We start from the raw sequence: 17,640 nt of genomic DNA, 5'->3' as shown, positions 1-17,640 counted from the left end.
ATATAACATATCAAGGTCCCTATCCAAAGCGCTGATAGGGGCTTTTTGATTCTTATCCACAGCTTATAATGACCCATGACCCGGATTCCATCATTTCAAAGGCGGCCCCTTTAATTCAATGGCTAATAGAGAAGCAAAGCTAGGCGCCCCGCATCATTTGTTTGTTGCAAATTGATGTAGAATCATTTATCATAGACTTCACAGGTCCATAATTGTGATAATAAGAGGAAGGGAGGGTAGACAAAATGCAGTTCTCCAAAAGTACGGACTACGCCCTGCACGCATTAATTCATTTGGGTCTTCCGGAGCGCGACACCAACGTCGGAATCAAGGAATTATCCGCAACGCTTGGGGTTTCCGAAAGCTACTTGTCCAAGATTATGTCCAAGCTAAGACAGGATGGAATCGTCCGTGCCGTCCCTGGGGTGAACGGCGGCTACGAGCTTGCCAGACCCGCCGATCAGATTACATTTCTTGATGTGATCCAAGTAATCGAAGGACGACAGCAGTTGTTTGAATGCTCGAATATGAATTCGCGGCAGCATCAGTTGTTAGCTCAAGAGGGAGCTGCACAGCAGGAACAACCAGCGAGAAACGGATGTCTGGTGGAGAAGGTGATGGAAGGCGCTGAGGAGCATCTGCACCAATACTTACGGGAGCATACGATTCAAACGGTACTGGATGAGGCTCTCAAGCACCGCAGCCATGAATCGCACAAGAAGTGAACCACTTCTTGCGGCTTAATTATGGACATTACAGATCTATGGAGGTAATTAAAAATGACAACAAAACAGTTTCTTGATGTAGCGATTATTGGCGGCGGCCCGGCAGGATTGAATGCTGCGCTCGTACTGGGACGGGCAAGGAAAAATGTAGTGGTGATCGATGAAGGTCGTCCCCGCAACGCCGTGACCCGTGCGACCCACGGATTTCTTACACGCGATGGCATCAGCCCTGGCGAATTCCGGCGAATTGCCAAGGAAGAGATCAGCAGCTATCCTTCCGTAACTTTCGTGGGGGATGCGGCCGTTGCGATTACGGGCTCGGATGGTCATTTTCAAATTACAACTGCCCAAGGGAACACCATTACCAGCAAAAAAGTGCTGTTTGCCGTTGGAATGAAGGATCAGCCGCTCGATATTCCGGGACTGGCAGAGGCTTATGGGAAAAGCGCGTTTGTATGCCCATACTGCGACGGATGGGAGTTAAGAGACCAGCCGCTAGTCATCATTGCCAAAGGAGCAGATGCCATGCACTTGGCTCCGTTAATATCCGGATGGACCAAGCAGTTTACCATCTGCACGAATGGCCCCGATGAGCTGACCGATGACCAACGCGAAGAGATGCAGCAGCATCAAGTACCTGTGTTCGACTCACCGATTCGGTTCATTGACTCAAGCGAGGGAATCGTGCGGCAAGTCGTTCTCGAAGATGGGACGTCCATTCCATGCAGGGGAATATTCTTCAAACCGACGCTTGTCACGGGCTCGGATCTTCCGCAAGCCATGGGATGCAGCATGACAGAGATGGGGGCCGTTGTCGTGGATGACTTTGGGAAGACAAGTGTCCCGGGCGTTTATAGCGCAGGGGATGCGGCATCCCGGCTTCACCAAGCGGTTGCTGCAGCCTCCATGGGAGCCTTTGTTGCAGCGGCTATGAACAACGAGATGAATTTGGAGGCTTGGAGAAGGAATGGCTGATGCCATACTAATCGGTATGTTCCATTGCTATAATGAACAACAGAACCGACGGGTGAGAATCGTGCTACAAAACATCCTATTGACAATCCTTAACAGGTAATGATAAGCTACGAAAAAGTCCGATAATTCCAATTGGAATTATTAAATTACACAGTTGAAAAACATAAAGTCGACCATACCATTGGAGACGTAGGAGAGCTGCAGCATTTCAGCTAATTCCTGCGTTTTTTTGTTTTTCACGTATAAGAGGAGAGGGGGCTTACTTCGAGAAGAGCGTGAAGAAGAATACATAATGGAGTTAAAAAAGATGCAGCAGTATATAGAAAAATTATCCTGAAACGATGATTGAAATTGGTTTGATACCAATACCAAGGGACTTTATAAACATGAAAAGGGTGGTTTATATGAGAAAACAACGGTATTCAGGGTTGATAGTGCTTTGGTTATTGGCGCTATCCGTCGTTCTGGCGGCATGCTCCTCCAGCCCGCAAAGCACGCAGACGGAGGCTGCGTCTACTCCCTCATCGACCCCTTCCGCGAATGAATCGTCATCGCAAGCGAATCAAGGAACGGGAGAACATTTACTTCAAGAGCCATTGCCTGCACAGGATTTGTCCAAACTACCGGATCGAGCCAAGCAGCGAAATGATGCGATTATCGTCACCTTGACGAACCCGAGCGGTGCGTTTACTCCATATTTTACACAGGTGGGATATGACGGCAATGTGAACTCCGTGCTATATACCCCGCTGGTCAGGGTCGATACGAACGGCTTGCCGGTCCCGGGACTCGCCGAGAAATGGGAGGTTTCCGAAGATAAGCTGACTTATACGTTCTTTCTTCGCGAGGGTTTGAAGTACAGTGATGGATCGCCAATGACGACAGAGGACGTCGAATTTACGTGGACCTTGCTTCACGATCCATCCTACGACGGCCTCAACAGCGTAGTGGAAACCAACATCAAAGGCGGGAAAGCATACAAGGAAGGTAAGGCCGATTCCATCGAAGGTATTCATGTGATCGATGAGAAGACAATATCCGTGACGCTGGAAGAGACCAATGCGACTGCACTGACGGTGCTGGGCGGCCCGATCTTATCCAAAGCCTACTATGGAAAGGACTATAAGTTCGGCAATCTGGATTACATTAAAAACCTGCACGCCAACCCGATCACGAACGGGCCATACAAGCTGGAGAAGTTCATTCCCGGCCAAGAAGTGCGTTTTGTTGCGAACGAACACTATATTTTCGGAAAGCCGAAGACGGAGTATTTCATCTATAAGACGACCGAAGGAGACACTTGGCAGTTTATTGAAACGGGAGAGGTCGATTACGGCAGCTTCTCCGCTACGACGGATAATATCGAGAAGCTAAAGGGCCTCGGCTTCTTGAATTTGATCCCAAGCACAGCGAGCAATTACGGATACAATCAATTCAATTTGGAGAGGGACCATCTGAAAGACAAGCGCGTCCGCCAAGCCTTGACTTACGGGCTGAACCGCCAGCTGATCTATGTCGATTCCAGGCAAGGTGCAGGATCGCTTGCCAATATTCCATCCTCTCCAATCCTGTGGTCCTATACAGAAGAAGGGATTAATCCCTACCCGTACGATCCGGAAAAAGCAAAGCAATTGTTAGATGAAGCCGGCTGGAAGGTCGGTGCGGACGGCATCCGCGAGAAGGACGGGAAGAAGCTGCAGATCAACTATCTGGGATCGAAGAGCCCGAATACGGATATTTTTATCGCCGTTGCCAAGGAGAACTACAAGGAAATCGGCGTCGATTTTATCCCTGAGCAGTTCCCTGATTTCAATACGCTCGTTTCAAAGGTGAACGGCGGGGATTTTGACATGGCCTCATTCTCTACGACGATTATCAGTGATCCTTCCCAGGGCGTTAGCAGCTTTATTAAAGGGGAGACAAAAGGCTATAACAATCCTCAAATCGACGAGCTTTATGCGAAAGGTTTAGCAACAGACGACATAGAGGAGCGCAAAAAGATTTACCACGAAATGTTCAAAATTCTTAACGATGAGCTGCCGATCATGTTTACCAACTATACCAAATCGGTGATTGCCATCAATGGCCGCATTGACGGGTTCGAGCTAAACCCGCTGGCGGGGATCGCCCACAGCTTGCCCGACTGGGAGCTTAAATAAGTACGCTTCAGCCAGCAAGTGGCTGTGAACCGCTTGATAACAAAGACATCTCCAGCCTGAGCTTTTCAGGCCGGAGATGCTTGATTGAAGGAGAGAACATGAGAACCTATTTGCTCCGAAGATGTTTATATATGCTCTTAATTTTGATTGGCGCGTCCTTGTTGATCTTTTTCCTGTATTCTTTAACGCCCGGCGATTACGTCGACAACAATTTGAGCTTAAGCGAGGAGCGCAAGGCAGAGCTTAGGGAGATACATGGGCTGAACAAACCGATTCTCGAGCGATACGTAAATTGGATGGCCAATATGTTCAAAGGCGATTTCGGATATTCCCTGGCACAGCAGCGTCCGGTCCTCGATCTGTTTCAGGATTACATATGGAATTCCTTTTTGCTAGCGGTGGTCTCAACGTTCTTTACCTGGTTCTTTGCCGTTGTCGTCGGCGTACTGACGGCCTACAAACAGTATTCGCTGCTCGATACGCTGGTTATGGTCGGCATATTCGCCGCTATGTCCATTCCTTCGTTCTTTATCGGGCTGTTCCTGATCAAAGTGTTTGCCGTCGATTTGAAAATCCTTCCGCCGGGAGGAATGATTACGACCGGCAGCCGTGCCGTAGGCTGGGAATATGTCGCCCAGGTTCTGCATCATATGCTGCTTCCGGTTGCCGTCATGGTGCTGCTCGGCGTAGGCTCGTTGACCCGGTACTTCCGCAGCAACATGTTGGAAGTCATTAAGCAGGATTATGTCCGTACCGCCCGGGCCAAAGGGTTGAAGGAGAGAACGGTTCTTTATCGACACGCGTTGAAAAATGCGATGCTGCCTGCAATTACTTTAATCGGCTTTGAGCTGCCAGGATTGTTCGGGGGCTCCATCATTATCGAGAAGATTTTTAACTGGCCGGGAATCGGTCAGCTGTACATGCAGTCGTTTACGGTCCGGGATTATCCGCTCTTGATGGGTTTTACGATGTTTCTGGCCATCTTGACGGTCGTCGGTACATTCATCTCCGATATCCTCTATCATACTTCCGACCCTCGGGTCAGGCTTTAGCGAAAGGAGGAGCTGCACATGTCTATTCCAACGACGGCAGGACGTCCGGAAAAAGCCATCCGCGCCCTGGATGTATCCGATTCGTTATGGCGGCAATCGATCCGCCAATTGCGCAAAAACAAGCTGGCGGTCGCCGGCTTCGCTTTTATCGCGTTTATGTTTCTGATCTGTTTTATCGGCCCGTTATTCTCGCCCTATGCAGACGGCAAGATCAACCCCGCCAATATGCACCAGCCTCCGAGCGCCAAGCACTGGCTGGGAACGGATCTGCTCGGCAGAGACGTGCTCACAAGGCTGCTGCAAGCCGGCAGGATTTCGCTTACGGTAGGTCTCGCATCCATGGCGCTGTCGATGACCATTGGAACGGTTCTCGGTATCGTTTCGGGTTACTACCGCGGCGTTGTGGATCAGATCATTATGCGGGTTGCCGACCTGTTGTTCACGATCCCCGGACTTCCGATCCTCTTCATCATGGGGGCACTAATGTCGGATTGGAAGATTCCGACCGATTATCGGCTGTATCTCGTGATGCTGATGCTGAGCATTATCGGATGGCCGGGCGTGGCGCGCCTTGTCCGAAGCCAGATGCTGACATTAAGGGAACGGGAATATATGCAGGCTGCCGACGTGCTCGGCCTCAGCGATAAGCGGAAGCTGTTTCGCCATTTGCTGCCCAATGTATTTCCGCTGCTGATCGTAATCGCTACATTGAGCATTGGAGGGGCGATATTGTCGGAGTCCGCGCTCAGCTTTTTTGGGCTTGGGGTTATGCCGCCGACGCCGACCTGGGGAAATATGATCGATGCGGCCAACAATGTGATCGATTTCGAGAAGCGGCCCTGGCTGTGGATCCCTCCCGGACTGGCCATCTTTTTGACGGTCATTGCCATCAATATTTTCGGCGACGGGCTCCGAGACGTTCTCGACCCTAAACAGAATACAAGCAGGTGAACGGAAGATGAATTCATTAATCGAGATTAATAACTTAAGCACTTATTTTGAATCCGGCGCAGGAACGGTCAAGGCGGTTGACGATATTAGCTTCCGCATCCGTGAAGGGGAAACGGTATGCATCGTGGGGGAATCCGGCTGCGGAAAGAGCATCACGGCGATGTCGATCATGGGGTTGGTGGATGAACCTCACGGGAAAGTCGTTGGCGGTCAAATCCGGTTCGGAGACAAGGATCTCTTGAAGATCAGCAAAGAAGAGATGCGGCGCATCCGCGGCAACGACATCTCCATTATTTTTCAGGAACCGATGTCCTCCCTTAATCCGGTCATCACCATCGGCAGGCAAATTATGGAGCCGCTCATGCTTCATCAAAAGCTGAACAAGAAGCAAGCTTATGCCCGGGCGCTGGAACTGATTGAGTTAGTCGGCATTTCGAGGGCTGAACAAATTGCGGCTTCATACCCGCATCAATTGTCGGGAGGCATGCTGCAGCGGATCATGATCGCGATCGCAATCTCCTGCGGCCCTAAGCTGCTGATTGCCGACGAGCCGACAACGGCGCTGGACGTAACGATCCAGGCTCAAGTTCTTGAAACGCTCCGTCAAAGCAAGGAGCAATCCAATATGTCGATCATGCTGATCACGCACGACCTCGGCGTGGTGGCGGAGATGGCGGACTATGTGATTGTCATGTATGCCGGGAAGATCGTTGAGGAAGGGGATGTCGAGGAGCTGTTCGAGCGGCCGAAGCATCCATATACCCGGGGACTGCTAAAATCAAAGCCGATCATCGGTCAACGAGCAGAACAGCTGTATTCGATACCAGGGCAGGTCCCGAGTCCGCTTGAATTGACGGAATCGTGCTATTTCCATGATCGGTGCGAATCCTGCATCCCGATCTGCCGAATCCGGCAGCCGAAGCTAAGCGAAGTGGCAGCCGGTCATTTAGCAGCCTGTTGGCTGTATGAAGAGGAGGCGGAAGCGTGAGCGAAGCATTGCTTGAGGTGCGCCGTTTGAAAAAGTACTTTCCGATCAACGCGGGGCTGTTAAACCGGACGGTCGGCTACGTTAAAGCCGTGGACGATATCAGCTTCACGATCCAGCCGGGAGAGACCTTCGGTCTTGTCGGCGAATCCGGGAGCGGCAAGAGCACCGTTGGACGGACCATTTTGCGGCTGCATGAGAAAACGAGCGGGGACGTGCTTTTTAAGGGAATCCCCTTTCACGGGCTGCCCAAAACGGAGGTCCGCAAGCTTAGACCCAAGATGCAGCTGATATTCCAGGATCCGTACAGCTCGCTCAACCCTCGCATCCGTATTGGCGATGCCATTGGCGAATCCTTGCTGGAGCATGGTTTGGCGGAGAAGGATGAGCTTCGCGACGTTGTGCTCGATGTGCTCGAGGCGTGCGGTCTTTCCTCCTATCATTACAGCCGGTTTCCCCATGAGTTTTCCGGCGGACAGCGGCAGCGGCTCGGCATCGCCCGGGCTCTGGTGCTGAACCCCGATTTTATTATTGCCGATGAGCCGGTCTCGGCGCTCGATGTCTCCATTCAAGCCCAAATCATTAATTTGTTCCAGAAGCTTCAGCATACCCGGGGATTGACCTATTTGTTCATTTCCCATGACTTAAGCGTAGTCGAGCATTTGTGCAACCGGATTGGGGTTATGTACCTCGGCTCGATGATGGAAATGGCTTCACGGGACGAACTGTTTAGCCGGCCGCTCCATCCCTACACGAAAGCGCTGCTCTCGGCAATTCCTGTGCCGGTGCCGAGACTGAAGCGGGAGAGAATTGTTCTCAAGGGCGATATTCCGAGTCCGGCCAATCCGCCTTCAGGCTGTAAGTTTCATACCCGCTGTCCGCTTGCCACAGCCCAGTGCAAAGAGCTAGTGCCCGAATTCCGTCTTGTCGGCGACGATCACTATGTTGCCTGCCATTTGGTGTAACACGGGGGGTGATTGCGGGCAATCTCTGTTTTGACTAATGGTTAAACGAATAAATGCTTCGGACGATAGAAGCACGAAGAAATGATAAAGCCAATGAAACAACGAACGGGCATGCTCCTTTCGCTTGCGCTCATTCAAAAAAACCGCGAAACATCGCGGTTTTTTTGCGTGTAACCTTCCTGCTTGATTCCATCGTTAACCAGTTTTTTACTTTGTACATCCGGTCCGTCATGATAGAATATGAACTTCACTGTGAAAATAAGGAGTGCAAGGAATGGATTTTCAATGTTTTAAGGCTAAAAAAATCAAAAACCAACGAGTCATGTCGAGAGGCTGCCGCTTCATATACATGGATCAGAATGATGTGTCTCGGAAGAATGGAGGGAGCATGTGAATTCGAAAGTGAAAGCCTATCTCCCGATGTTATGGATTCTGGTCATTCCGGTACTGAACATCTTTTACGCTGTACTAAACCAGGCGCATCTGCCGGTTTACAGCCTGATGACGGATCTGGATGCCCAAATTCCGTTTGTGCCGATGTTTATCATCCCTTATCTGATATGGTACCCATTCATCATCATCGTTCTGTTTATGCTCTGTATCAGGGAGCGTAGTGTATATTACCGGACGCTGCTAACCCAGTGTCTCGGTTTGGTTGCTTGCTATATCATATTTTATCTGTTCCAGACGACGGTTGAGCGTCCGACCGCCATGGGGACTGGGATTTTCGAAGGCTTAGTGAACCTGGTGTACAGCACCGATAATCCTTATAATTGCTTTCCCAGCATTCATGTGTTGACCAGTTATTTAATGATCAAGGGTGCAATGGCTTGTGCATCCTATCCTAATTGGGAACGGACAGCGGTGAAAGTATGTGCCTGGATGATCATTGCTTCGACCCTGTTCGTGAAGCAGCATGTCCTTCTGGACATCGCCGGTGCCATCGCGGTGGTCGAGCTGCTATGGTATGGGGTAGGCAAGCTATCGTTGGGTCAGCAATCGAAGTTCAAGGGAGAAGTCGTTCGTCAAAATTTAACGGCTGATTAATAAATTATTTCTAGATATATCAAATGGTAAATGTAAGTCTCAGGCGACTGCACGAAGCAGTCGTCTTTCTTTTTGATCCTTACGATAAAGTCACCAACGTTGCATCATAAAGTCATGAAGATAGTGGCCCGGCAAAATCAAATGGCTATAAAATGGGGATGTAAAGGTTTACATGTCGTGACAAAGGGGTTGGAACATGAGAGACACGTCTCATTTTATGAAGAGTTTGAAGAAGTATAAATGGCTGCTGCTGATGACGTTGCCAGGGATCGTCTATTTATTCATCAACAACTATATCCCGATGTACGGCGTGATTCTAGCATTTAAGAACTACAATTATGTCGATGGCATTTGGGGAAGTGCATGGGCCGGATTTGATAATTTTAAATTTTTGTTCAACTCACAGGATGCTTACATCATTACCAGGAATACCTTCCTTTACAATTTCGTCTTTATTGTGCTGAATCTGGTCTTAGCGGTTCTGGTTGCGCTGCTGATTAATGAGATTAAGAATAGAGCGATCAGCCGATTCTATCAAAGCACATTTCTGCTGCCGCACATTATCTCTATGGTCGTGGTTGCCTATCTGGTCTACAGCTTTCTAAATGTAGATAGCGGCCTTGTGAACAGATTATTGATCAATTGGTTTGGTTCCGAGGCGGTTTCTTGGTATGGTGAGCCCAAGTATTGGCCATACATACTGGTCATCGTCAATGCATGGAAGAACGTAGGATATCTATCCATCATTTACTTCGCTGCGATTATTGGTATAGACAAAGAATATTATGAAGCCGCCACGATCGACGGAGCAAGCAAGTGGAAGCAGATGTCCCGGATTACCATCCCGCTAATTTTGCCTGTTATCATCACCATGACCCTGCTTGCGGTTAGCGGCATTCTGCGGTCGGATTTCGGATTGTTCTATCAGGTTCCAATGAATACTGGCGCTCTGATCCCGACAACGAACACCATTGATACTTTTGTCTATCGTGCGATGATTCAATCGGGGGATATAGGCATGTCAACTGCAGCTGGATTCTATCAGTCCGTTGTTTGTTTTGTACTGATATTAGTAGCGAATACAGCCGTAAGACGGATTAATAAACGAGACGCTTTATTTTAACAGAGGGGAGGTCAATGTAGTGAAGGAAGTGAGCGCAAAAAAATGGATCGGCGCATCCTCGATTCACCTGTTTTTTTTGGCATTTACATTTGTATCATTAATTCCGTTCATTCTTGTCTTTATGGTGTCCATTTCGAGTGAGGATTCCATCCTGCAGAACGGATACTCGCTGTTTCCAAGTCAGATCAGCTTTGCAGCCTATCAATTTTTATTCAACGATTTTTCGGAAATCGCGAAAGCTTATGGGGTTACGATCTTGTCCACCCTGGTCGGTACTGTCGTAAGCCTCTTTATAACAGCCCTGTTCGCTTATCCGTTATCCAGACCCGAGCTTCCGTTTCGCCGCACCCTTTCGTTTTATATTTTCTTCACCATGCTGTTCGGCGGAGGAATGGTGCCTTGGTATATCACTTATGTGAACATGTTTGATTTGAAAAATACGATTATGGCCATGATCATTCCCAACTTGCTGTTAAGTGCCTTCAATGTACTGCTTATGCGCAGCTTCTTCGCCTCGTCCATTCCGGAATCCGTGGTTGAATCCGCGACGATTGACGGCGCAAGCGAAATGAAGATCTTCTTTAAAATCGTTGTTCCGCTTTCTTTGCCGATTATGGCGACGATTGGCCTATTCAACACGTTAGCTTACTGGAACGACTGGTACAACTGTATGCTGTTCATCGATAAACCCGAGTTGTATAACATCCAGTACCTGATGACAAAGACACTCACGAATATTCAGTATCTTCTGATGAAATCCAATAGCTCGGCCCAGGTCGGGGAACTGCTCGCCACCATGCCTAGAGAAACGGTCCGCATGGCCCTCGCCATTGTTGGGATTGCTCCATTGATGTTTGCCTACCCGTTCTTCCAGAAGTATTACATAAGCGGAATTACAACCGGTGCCGTGAAAGGTTAGCTTTAAAACCACTGTTCAATTGAGGAGGTGGGGCAGGCGATTCGCACTTTAATAACGCTCTTTGAGAGAAGATAAATGTTGAGAGGAGAATTCAGGGATATGAAAAAGGCGCATTACCTAGTGCTTATATTCATGCTTTGCGGAATACTGGCATTAACAGGTTGTAGTAAGGGAGCTGCCGGTACCACACCGACTCCAGCGGATCAAACAGGAAATAATTCGGATTCCTCGCTTAGCCCTTATAAAATAACGCTTGTTTACCCGGCAACGGCTCCTAAAGATTTACTGCTTGTTCAGGAAGAAATGAGCAAATATCTGACCGAAAAGATCAATGCTACGATTGAGCTCAAACCCATTGAGTGGGCTTCATGGGATGATAAAACCAATTTGATGAAAATCTCCAATGAACCGTTTGATCTGATGTTCACAGCCAGCTGGTTCTCGTATGCGAAGGATGTTGCTAAAGGGCAGTATCTGGAACTCGATGATTTGATGGCCCAATATGGCAAAGATATTCCGGGCATCCTCGGCGAGGAATTTATCAAGGGATCCAGAATCGGAGGCAAGCTGTACGCACTTCCCACCAAGAAAGAATTCGGGCAGGGGTTCGGGTTCCTTCTAGACAAGAAGCTGGTAGATAAATACAAGTTCGATATTAGTGGCGTCAAGACGCTGGAAGATATGGAAGCGATGTTCAAGACGATTAAGGACAATGAGCCTGGTGTGACTCCAATCGTTTCAAGCAAATTCACAAATATTTGGGATGCAGCCAATTACGATTACATCGTGGCCAATCTCGCGGTACCACGGGGAAGTAAAGAATTGAAAGCCGTTGATACCCTGGAAGACCCAAAATTCATCGACTTCTACAAACGAATGCATCAGTGGAATCAGAACGGCTGGTTTGATAAGGATATTCTTACATCAGACGCTGACCAAGGGATGAATATGATCAAGGCAGGCAAAGCCTTTGCGGTTGCCCAATCCTTAAAGCCAGGGAAAGACAAGGAAATGAGCATATCATCGGGTGTAGAGGTTGTGCAGGTAGAGACGGCGGAGCCGTTTACAACGACAGGAGACGCGCAGGGCGCGATGCTCGGAATATCGCGTACTTCTAAGGATCCGGCAAGAGCGATGATGTTCTTGAATCTGCTATACAGTGATCCGAAGCTGCTCAATATGCTGTACTGGGGTATCGAAGGTAAACATTATGTCAAGAAATCCGATAATGTGATTGATTATCCTGAGGGTGTGAATGCGGACACGCAAGGCTACCCAAATCCGGGAGGCTGGATGTTCGGGAACCAGTTCAATTCTTATTTATGGGTAAATGAAGATCCGAATAAATGGGAAGAGTTCAAGAAGTTTAATGAACGTACGGAGCATTCGATTGCGCTCGGGTTTGCTTTTAATCAAGAGCCGGTTAAATCAGAGATGGCATCCTTAGCGAATGTCGAGAAAGAGTTCGGGGCTACGCTGAAATCGGGAGCCGTTGATCCTGAGAAGATTATTGCCAAATGGAAAGAAAAACGGAAGTCCGCGGGCTTTGATAAAGTGAAAGCCGAAGTGGAAAGGCAACTGGCTGAGTGGGCTGAGACTCAGAAGTAATAGGGATTAAGGAAAAAGGGGGATTCCAGACCGGGACGATCGATGTGTGTCCTTTATGGGATTCCTTTTTTACCAGTATATCAATATACTCAAAGTGTAGAATGAACTTGTCGAATCACGCAGCTCATTCTGCTAACCTTTTATAGAGCAGGAGTAGTATATGATGTTGAACATTAGAGACTCGCTTCGTTTTAAGTTGATCATCGGATTCTTCACCATTGCCGTACCTCTTGTCGCCCTCCTCCTCTACAATAATCATTACGCGTCCAATACGATTCGAGAACAGGTGGCGGACTCCAATAAAAATTCGATGATCCTTTATTCGCATCAGATCGAGGCAGCTCTGAACAAGGAAACGAATTTCTTGTACAATATCGCGGTTGAAGATCCTAATATTGCGGCACTCTCGCAGCTTCTCGATGATCCTGACGAGTACTTTCTTGCCAAGGCCAGAATTTTGAACACACTTACGCGATACCACCGGTTCGACAACAGCGTCGATCTTCAGTTTATCTACTCCGTTCAGAAGCAGGATCTATTCTATACGCCGATCAGGACCTCGTCCTATGACGAGCTGCTGTCCATCCAAACAACCATTGAACAGCTGGTTAAGCAAGTAAAGCCGGACAGCAGCTATTTCGGGGAATGGAAAGCCATTGAGTATAGCCGGCATAAATACGCGCTGATCAGACTGGTCGATACGGGAGATGATTTTTATCTCGGTGCATTCGTAAAGCTGGAGAATTTGATGATACCGCTGGATATGATCCATCTGGAAGCTGGCTTTGCCGGATTCGTGAATAAGCGGGGTGAAATGGTAACCAACACATCAGCTATTGGAACGCAGCGTCTGGACACTGCCCTCGCCTCCGAATCCAATCAAGTGTATCAAATGGTGGGGAAGGATGATCGAAAATACATCGTGGTCATGGATCAAATTCAGGGCACCGATGTCATTTTAAGCGCCTTCATTCCGGAATCGCAGATGCTGAAAAATCTATTTCACTTCCGGAGAGGGATTATCATCATATCCATCGTGGCGTTAATTATTCTGGTGATTTATTTGGTTTATCTCAATGAGACGATTCTGAAGCCTATGAACGATCTTGTACGCGGAATGCGCAGGATCAAGCATGGGGATTGGACTACACGGCTTCATTCTTCTAAAGCAAAGGAATTCACCATCATTAATGAAACTTTTAACAGCATGGCCTCCCAGATTCATGAGCTGAAGATCAGCGTATATGAAGAGCAGATCAAAGCGCATAAGGCAGAGCTCAAGCATTTGCAACTTCAGATCAACCCTCATTTCTTACTGAATTCCATTAATATCGTTTACAATCTGGCTGAAATCAAAAATTACAGCGTGATCCAGCTCATGTGCATGAATCTCGTGAAGTATTTCCGTTTTACAACGAAAACGAATCAAATCGCCGTAACCATCGCGGAAGAAATGGAGCATATGGAGAGCTATATTAAAATACAGCAGCTCCGGTTTCCGGCGCGAGTCAGCTATGAAATACATATTGCCGAGGGTGCAAATCAAGCGGCAATTCCGCCGCTCTTAATTCAGCCTTTTATTGAAAATGCGATCAAACACGGCTTTGATTTCATGGATTATCCATTTCATATTGACATCCGTATTACTTTGCTTGAGGAACATCAATTGGAAATTGTAATTTCAGACAACGGGAATGGCTTCTCTCGGGAAGTGCTGCAGCAATTGCAGTCGGGCAGTTACCTAGAGAATCAGAATGGAGAGCATCTAGGGATTACCAATGTGCAATATCGGCTTAAACATATTTTTGGACAAATGACTCGACTGGAGTTCGATAATATGCCGGATTCCGGAGCAAGGGTACGGATTGTCATTCCTTTCCGAACGGTAGAGCAGTTTTCGTCATATTGATATGGGGGGAGTCGCAATGTATACGGCACTTATTGTAGATGATGAGATCTATGCGGTGATGGGGATCAAGAGCGGCATCCATTGGCAGGAACTGCAGGTGTCCGAAGTGTATGAGGCATATAATATGCGAGACGCATTGCAGGTATTTGAACGTACGCGGATTGATATTATGATCTGTGATATTGAAATGCCCAAAGGGACAGGAATTGAGCTGCTGGAGCGGGTGAATGATATTTCTCCCGATACGGAGACCATTTTCCTGACGGCTCACTCGGCTTATGATTTCATGAAGCGAGCGATTCAGCTGGATGGCTTTGATTATTTATTAAAACCGATCGAATTCGATGTTCTTCAAACAACCATTGCCAAAGCGCTGCATGCTATAAAAGAGGAAAGAGAGCTCCGTCATATGAGAGAGCACTATAAACCTTATTATGAGCTGTGGCGGAAGAAAAAAAGTCTCATTACGGATAAGTTCTGGAACGATGTGTTCTCGGGCAGAATCGTCTGTACTCCAGCGAATGCTGCGGATGTTCTTGAAGAGCATGATCTCAGTGGACTTCAGGATGCCGTCATTCTCCCTGTGCTGGTGAGCGTGGAATCCTGGCAGCGTGAGTTCAGCACAAGGGATGAGGAGATGATGGAATACGCCATCCGCAAAGGAGCATCCGAAATGCTGCTGTCCGCCGGCAATGGAGAGGTCATTCAGACCAAGCAAGGGGTAAATGTTGTGCTTCTTGTTGGAGAGGGTGGAACGAAGGAAGATACTGCCCATGAGCTGAAATTGCGATGTGAGAAGTTCATTCAAGACTGTTATAACTATTTCGGTTGTAAAATTTCCTGTTATATCGGGAATCGCTCCTCACTGTATGAAATTGCGGATACGTATAGGCAGCTGCTGGAGATGGAGTACAACAATCTGAACAAATCCAACCAAGTGTATATGCTCGCTTCATTAGGCAGCCATTCAATGAAGACCATGATCCCGCGAATATCGACCTGGACCCTTCTCATGGAGCATGGGCAGTTGGAGGAGATCCGGCGAGAGATACGCGGTAGAATCGCAGAGTTAAGCGATAAACCTAATCTATCGCTAATGGAGCTTGAAGGCTTTCGGCGAGAATTTATGCAAATGGTCCATTATATTCTCCATAAGAACGGACGATCTGCCTTTGAGCTGTTTAAGGATGAGGAAGGAATGCTTCTGTACACGCAGCCCCGCAACCTTGAACAATTGGAAGCTTCTGCGCTTCAAACGGTTCAGATCATTCATGATCAGTTACATTTGAAACCGTCTGTGATTGAACGAGTACAATCTTATATACAAGAGCATTTAAGCGAGCCGATTACAAGAGAGCAGCTTGCCGGTTTCGTGCATCTCAATCCCGCTTACCTATCGCGCTTATTCAAACGCGAGGTCGGGGAATCGATATCGGACTACATGCTGCATGTCCGGATGTCACAGGCCAAAGACTTGATCGCGACCTCATCCATCCCAATTTCGGATGTAGCCAAAACGTTTGGATATCATAATTTTTCGCATTTTTCCAAAATGTTTAGAAAAGTGTACCATGTCTCCCCTCAAGAGTTCAGACTTCAGTCCAATCCTAATGTTCTATAAGTAGAGAGCAGCTCCTTTAGCCTATCGGCTTACCATTAGGGAGTCGGTAGGGGAGCATCATGCTGAACTTCGTCAAGGGAGACTAGCTCGACAGATTGTAAAGTAGAAAAAAAGACCCGTGCAGGGCTAAACCGAAGAAGAGCCCACGTCGAACGTGGGCTCTGGTCATGATGCCATGTTTGAATGAGCTATTTAGAATTCACGTAGCTGCTTAACGAGATCCGAAGCAAACGTATCCATAAACCGGAGGCGTCCATTCGCTTGGATGATCAGCCCTTCATTCATGCGGTGGTCCAGCCATTCGGTAATCCATCCAGGAGCATAGCCGCCTTGGCCGAATTCCCCGCCAAATGCAATCATTTGACTATAGTTCGCCAAATATTGATCTCGATTCGTATCCGGGTAAGACTTCACGTATAGCCAAAACTGCACGTCATACATCAGATAAGATAATTCATCCGCATGAAATGAAAAGTGACCTTTCTCTTCAACAATACGGGTACAGATGCTGCGGATCTTTTCATTAATATGCTCCACTTCCGTGACTTGAGCGCAAAGCTCCTCAAGCAAAGGCGAGAATTTCCCGTGGGCGACCTTGTACAAATCCGCTTCCTTGTCCTCCTCCGAGGTATCATATTCCTCCTCGCTTACGAGCCCCCGGATGAACGCCTCGAAGTTTTCAGCCAGGAACGTAATCTCATAATCATCTTCCTGATCGACATGGATCACCTCGGGTTCACCATCTCTTCCGCATGCCCGGTAGTCGAGCATCACGACATCATGCCCGGCAGAAGGACAATCGCAGATCACTACGCCAATGTCTGGGTAGCCCCATTCCTCGATCATAAACCGACTGCCGAGATCACCGCCAATCGAATAGCTTTTCTCACGGCCAATTCCCATGATCCCCGTAATGGCAATATGGTCTTCCGCCCAAGAAGTGGGCTCCTCGGTCGGGAAGCAGGTGTTCTTCGGAACCCCTCCGTTTTGCTGCTTCATCAGCGCAATATAAGCGGAGGGGAGCTTGTATCCAAGCTCTTCCTCGATGGAGGCGATCAGCTCATCCGTCGGCGGGGCGGATTGGTAGGAATCTCTTGCATACTCGCTGTCGTCCCAAAAATCAGCTAACGGCATGTTGTCACACGGGGGAGCCTCCGGCACCGACCCGCGGGACGCCAAGGCTTTTCTTTTGGCAGCGATTCGGCGCTCTTCTCTGTCCTGCTTCTCCGCTTTTTGCAAACTCCAGCTTAGCAATAATTCGGTGTGCTCATCGCCGGGCTCCAGTTGATCAGAGGTAGCTAATGCCTGAGCAGCTTCTTTATATCTTTTCAAATGATAGAGAGCGTAACCTACCCGATAATGCCACAGCGGGTCGTGCTGCCCCGCATCAGCAATTTTATCGAATTGGCGGAGTGCATCTTCATATTGTCCCAGGTTGTTATACGCTCTGGCCAGTCGACTGACGGCCTCGTAGTCCCGTTCCTCCTCGGGAACGGTTAACAGCACATCCACGATTTGCTGATGTTCGTCTTCATCATGCCATTGGTTCAATTGCTCCGTAAGGGTTTGTTCCATTCCAGCCTCCATAATATAATCATATT

General features: G+C 48.2%; 14 protein-coding genes. 13 read left to right on the top strand and 1 reads right to left on the bottom strand.

Annotated features, from left to right (window positions below; genetic code table 11):
• The first annotated feature begins 245 nt into the window (after positions 1-245).
• The 13 genes from NST44_RS22350 (at position 246) to NST44_RS22290 (ending at position 16,039) form a co-directional block, all read left to right on the top strand.
• Positions 246-725: an RrF2 family transcriptional regulator gene (locus NST44_RS22350; RefSeq protein ID WP_210094908.1), complete on the top strand. Its 480-nt coding sequence runs from the start codon at positions 246-248 to the stop codon at positions 723-725.
• 54 nt (positions 726-779) lie between these two features.
• A complete protein-coding gene (locus NST44_RS22345) occupies positions 780-1,700 on the top strand; it encodes an NAD(P)/FAD-dependent oxidoreductase (RefSeq protein WP_210094909.1) in 921 nt (306 codons plus the stop codon).
• A gap of 404 nt (positions 1,701-2,104) precedes the next feature.
• On the top strand, positions 2,105-3,859 hold the full coding sequence (locus NST44_RS22340) for an ABC transporter substrate-binding protein (protein WP_007131860.1): 1,755 nt from the start codon (positions 2,105-2,107) through the stop codon (positions 3,857-3,859).
• 98 nt (positions 3,860-3,957) lie between these two features.
• A complete protein-coding gene (locus NST44_RS22335) occupies positions 3,958-4,911 on the top strand; it encodes an ABC transporter permease (RefSeq protein WP_210094910.1) in 954 nt (317 codons plus the stop codon).
• Positions 4,912-4,929: 18 nt separating this feature from the next.
• Positions 4,930-5,862: an oligopeptide ABC transporter permease gene (gene opp4C, locus NST44_RS22330; protein WP_210094911.1), complete on the top strand. Its 933-nt coding sequence runs from the start codon at positions 4,930-4,932 to the stop codon at positions 5,860-5,862.
• 7 nt (positions 5,863-5,869) lie between these two features.
• Positions 5,870-6,850: an ABC transporter ATP-binding protein gene (locus NST44_RS22325; RefSeq protein ID WP_210094912.1), complete on the top strand. Its 981-nt coding sequence runs from the start codon at positions 5,870-5,872 to the stop codon at positions 6,848-6,850.
• Positions 6,847-7,812, top strand: coding sequence for an ABC transporter ATP-binding protein (locus NST44_RS22320; RefSeq protein WP_210094913.1), 966 nt, complete (start codon positions 6,847-6,849; stop codon positions 7,810-7,812). The genes NST44_RS22325 and NST44_RS22320 overlap by 4 nt, the downstream gene beginning before the upstream one ends.
• Before the next feature lie 390 nt (positions 7,813-8,202).
• Positions 8,203-8,859, top strand: coding sequence for a phosphatase PAP2 family protein (locus NST44_RS22315; protein ID WP_210094914.1), 657 nt, complete (start codon positions 8,203-8,205; stop codon positions 8,857-8,859).
• A gap of 196 nt (positions 8,860-9,055) precedes the next feature.
• Positions 9,056-9,982 (top strand): ABC transporter permease, encoded by a 927-nt coding sequence (locus NST44_RS22310; RefSeq protein WP_210094915.1) that lies wholly within the window; start codon positions 9,056-9,058, stop codon positions 9,980-9,982.
• Positions 9,983-10,001: 19 nt separating this feature from the next.
• Positions 10,002-10,901 (top strand): carbohydrate ABC transporter permease, encoded by a 900-nt coding sequence (locus tag NST44_RS22305; RefSeq protein ID WP_210094916.1) that lies wholly within the window; start codon positions 10,002-10,004, stop codon positions 10,899-10,901.
• A 303-nt stretch (positions 10,902-11,204) separates the two neighbouring features.
• Positions 11,205-12,509 (top strand): ABC transporter substrate-binding protein, encoded by a 1,305-nt coding sequence (locus tag NST44_RS22300; RefSeq protein ID WP_244869098.1) that lies wholly within the window; start codon positions 11,205-11,207, stop codon positions 12,507-12,509.
• 160 nt (positions 12,510-12,669) lie between these two features.
• Positions 12,670-14,418 (top strand): sensor histidine kinase, encoded by a 1,749-nt coding sequence (locus NST44_RS22295; protein ID WP_210094918.1) that lies wholly within the window; start codon positions 12,670-12,672, stop codon positions 14,416-14,418.
• 16 nt (positions 14,419-14,434) lie between these two features.
• On the top strand, positions 14,435-16,039 hold the full coding sequence (locus tag NST44_RS22290; protein ID WP_210094919.1) for a response regulator: 1,605 nt from the start codon (positions 14,435-14,437) through the stop codon (positions 16,037-16,039).
• A 192-nt stretch (positions 16,040-16,231) separates the two neighbouring features.
• Here NST44_RS22290 and NST44_RS22285 read toward each other — a convergent pair whose 3' ends face one another.
• The gene (locus tag NST44_RS22285) at positions 16,232-17,614 is read right to left on the bottom strand and encodes an SMI1/KNR4 family protein (RefSeq protein WP_210094920.1); all 1,383 of its coding nucleotides are present in this window, start codon (positions 17,612-17,614) and stop codon (positions 16,232-16,234) included.
• Positions 17,615-17,640 lie beyond the last annotated feature (26 nt).

This window comes from Paenibacillus sp. FSL W8-0919 (genome assembly GCF_038003785.1).
In the GTDB taxonomy this organism is placed as follows: domain Bacteria; phylum Bacillota; class Bacilli; order Paenibacillales; family Paenibacillaceae; genus Paenibacillus_AQ; species Paenibacillus_AQ lactis.
Note: the sequence above shows the minus strand (reverse complement) of the source record. Positions and strands in the feature narration are given on the sequence as shown.

Excerpts from the sequence above, each read along its gene's own strand:
- NST44_RS22350 (WP_210094908.1), top strand. The coding sequence starts at position 246 with ATGCAGTTCTCCAAAAGTACGGACTACGCCCTGCACGCATTAATTCAT.
- NST44_RS22345 (WP_210094909.1), top strand. The coding sequence starts at position 780 with ATGACAACAAAACAGTTTCTTGATGTAGCGATTATTGGCGGCGGCCCG.
- NST44_RS22340 (WP_007131860.1), top strand. The coding sequence starts at position 2,105 with ATGAGAAAACAACGGTATTCAGGGTTGATAGTGCTTTGGTTATTGGCG.
- NST44_RS22335 (WP_210094910.1), top strand. The coding sequence starts at position 3,958 with ATGAGAACCTATTTGCTCCGAAGATGTTTATATATGCTCTTAATTTTG.
- opp4C (WP_210094911.1), top strand. The coding sequence starts at position 4,930 with ATGTCTATTCCAACGACGGCAGGACGTCCGGAAAAAGCCATCCGCGCC.
- NST44_RS22325 (WP_210094912.1), top strand. The coding sequence starts at position 5,870 with ATGAATTCATTAATCGAGATTAATAACTTAAGCACTTATTTTGAATCC.
- NST44_RS22310 (WP_210094915.1), top strand. The coding sequence starts at position 9,056 with ATGAGAGACACGTCTCATTTTATGAAGAGTTTGAAGAAGTATAAATGG.
- NST44_RS22300 (WP_244869098.1), top strand. The coding sequence starts at position 11,205 with ATGAGCAAATATCTGACCGAAAAGATCAATGCTACGATTGAGCTCAAA.
- NST44_RS22295 (WP_210094918.1), top strand. The coding sequence starts at position 12,670 with ATGATGTTGAACATTAGAGACTCGCTTCGTTTTAAGTTGATCATCGGA.
- NST44_RS22290 (WP_210094919.1), top strand. The coding sequence starts at position 14,435 with ATGTATACGGCACTTATTGTAGATGATGAGATCTATGCGGTGATGGGG.
- NST44_RS22285 (WP_210094920.1), bottom strand. The coding sequence starts at position 17,614 with ATGGAACAAACCCTTACGGAGCAATTGAACCAATGGCATGATGAAGAC.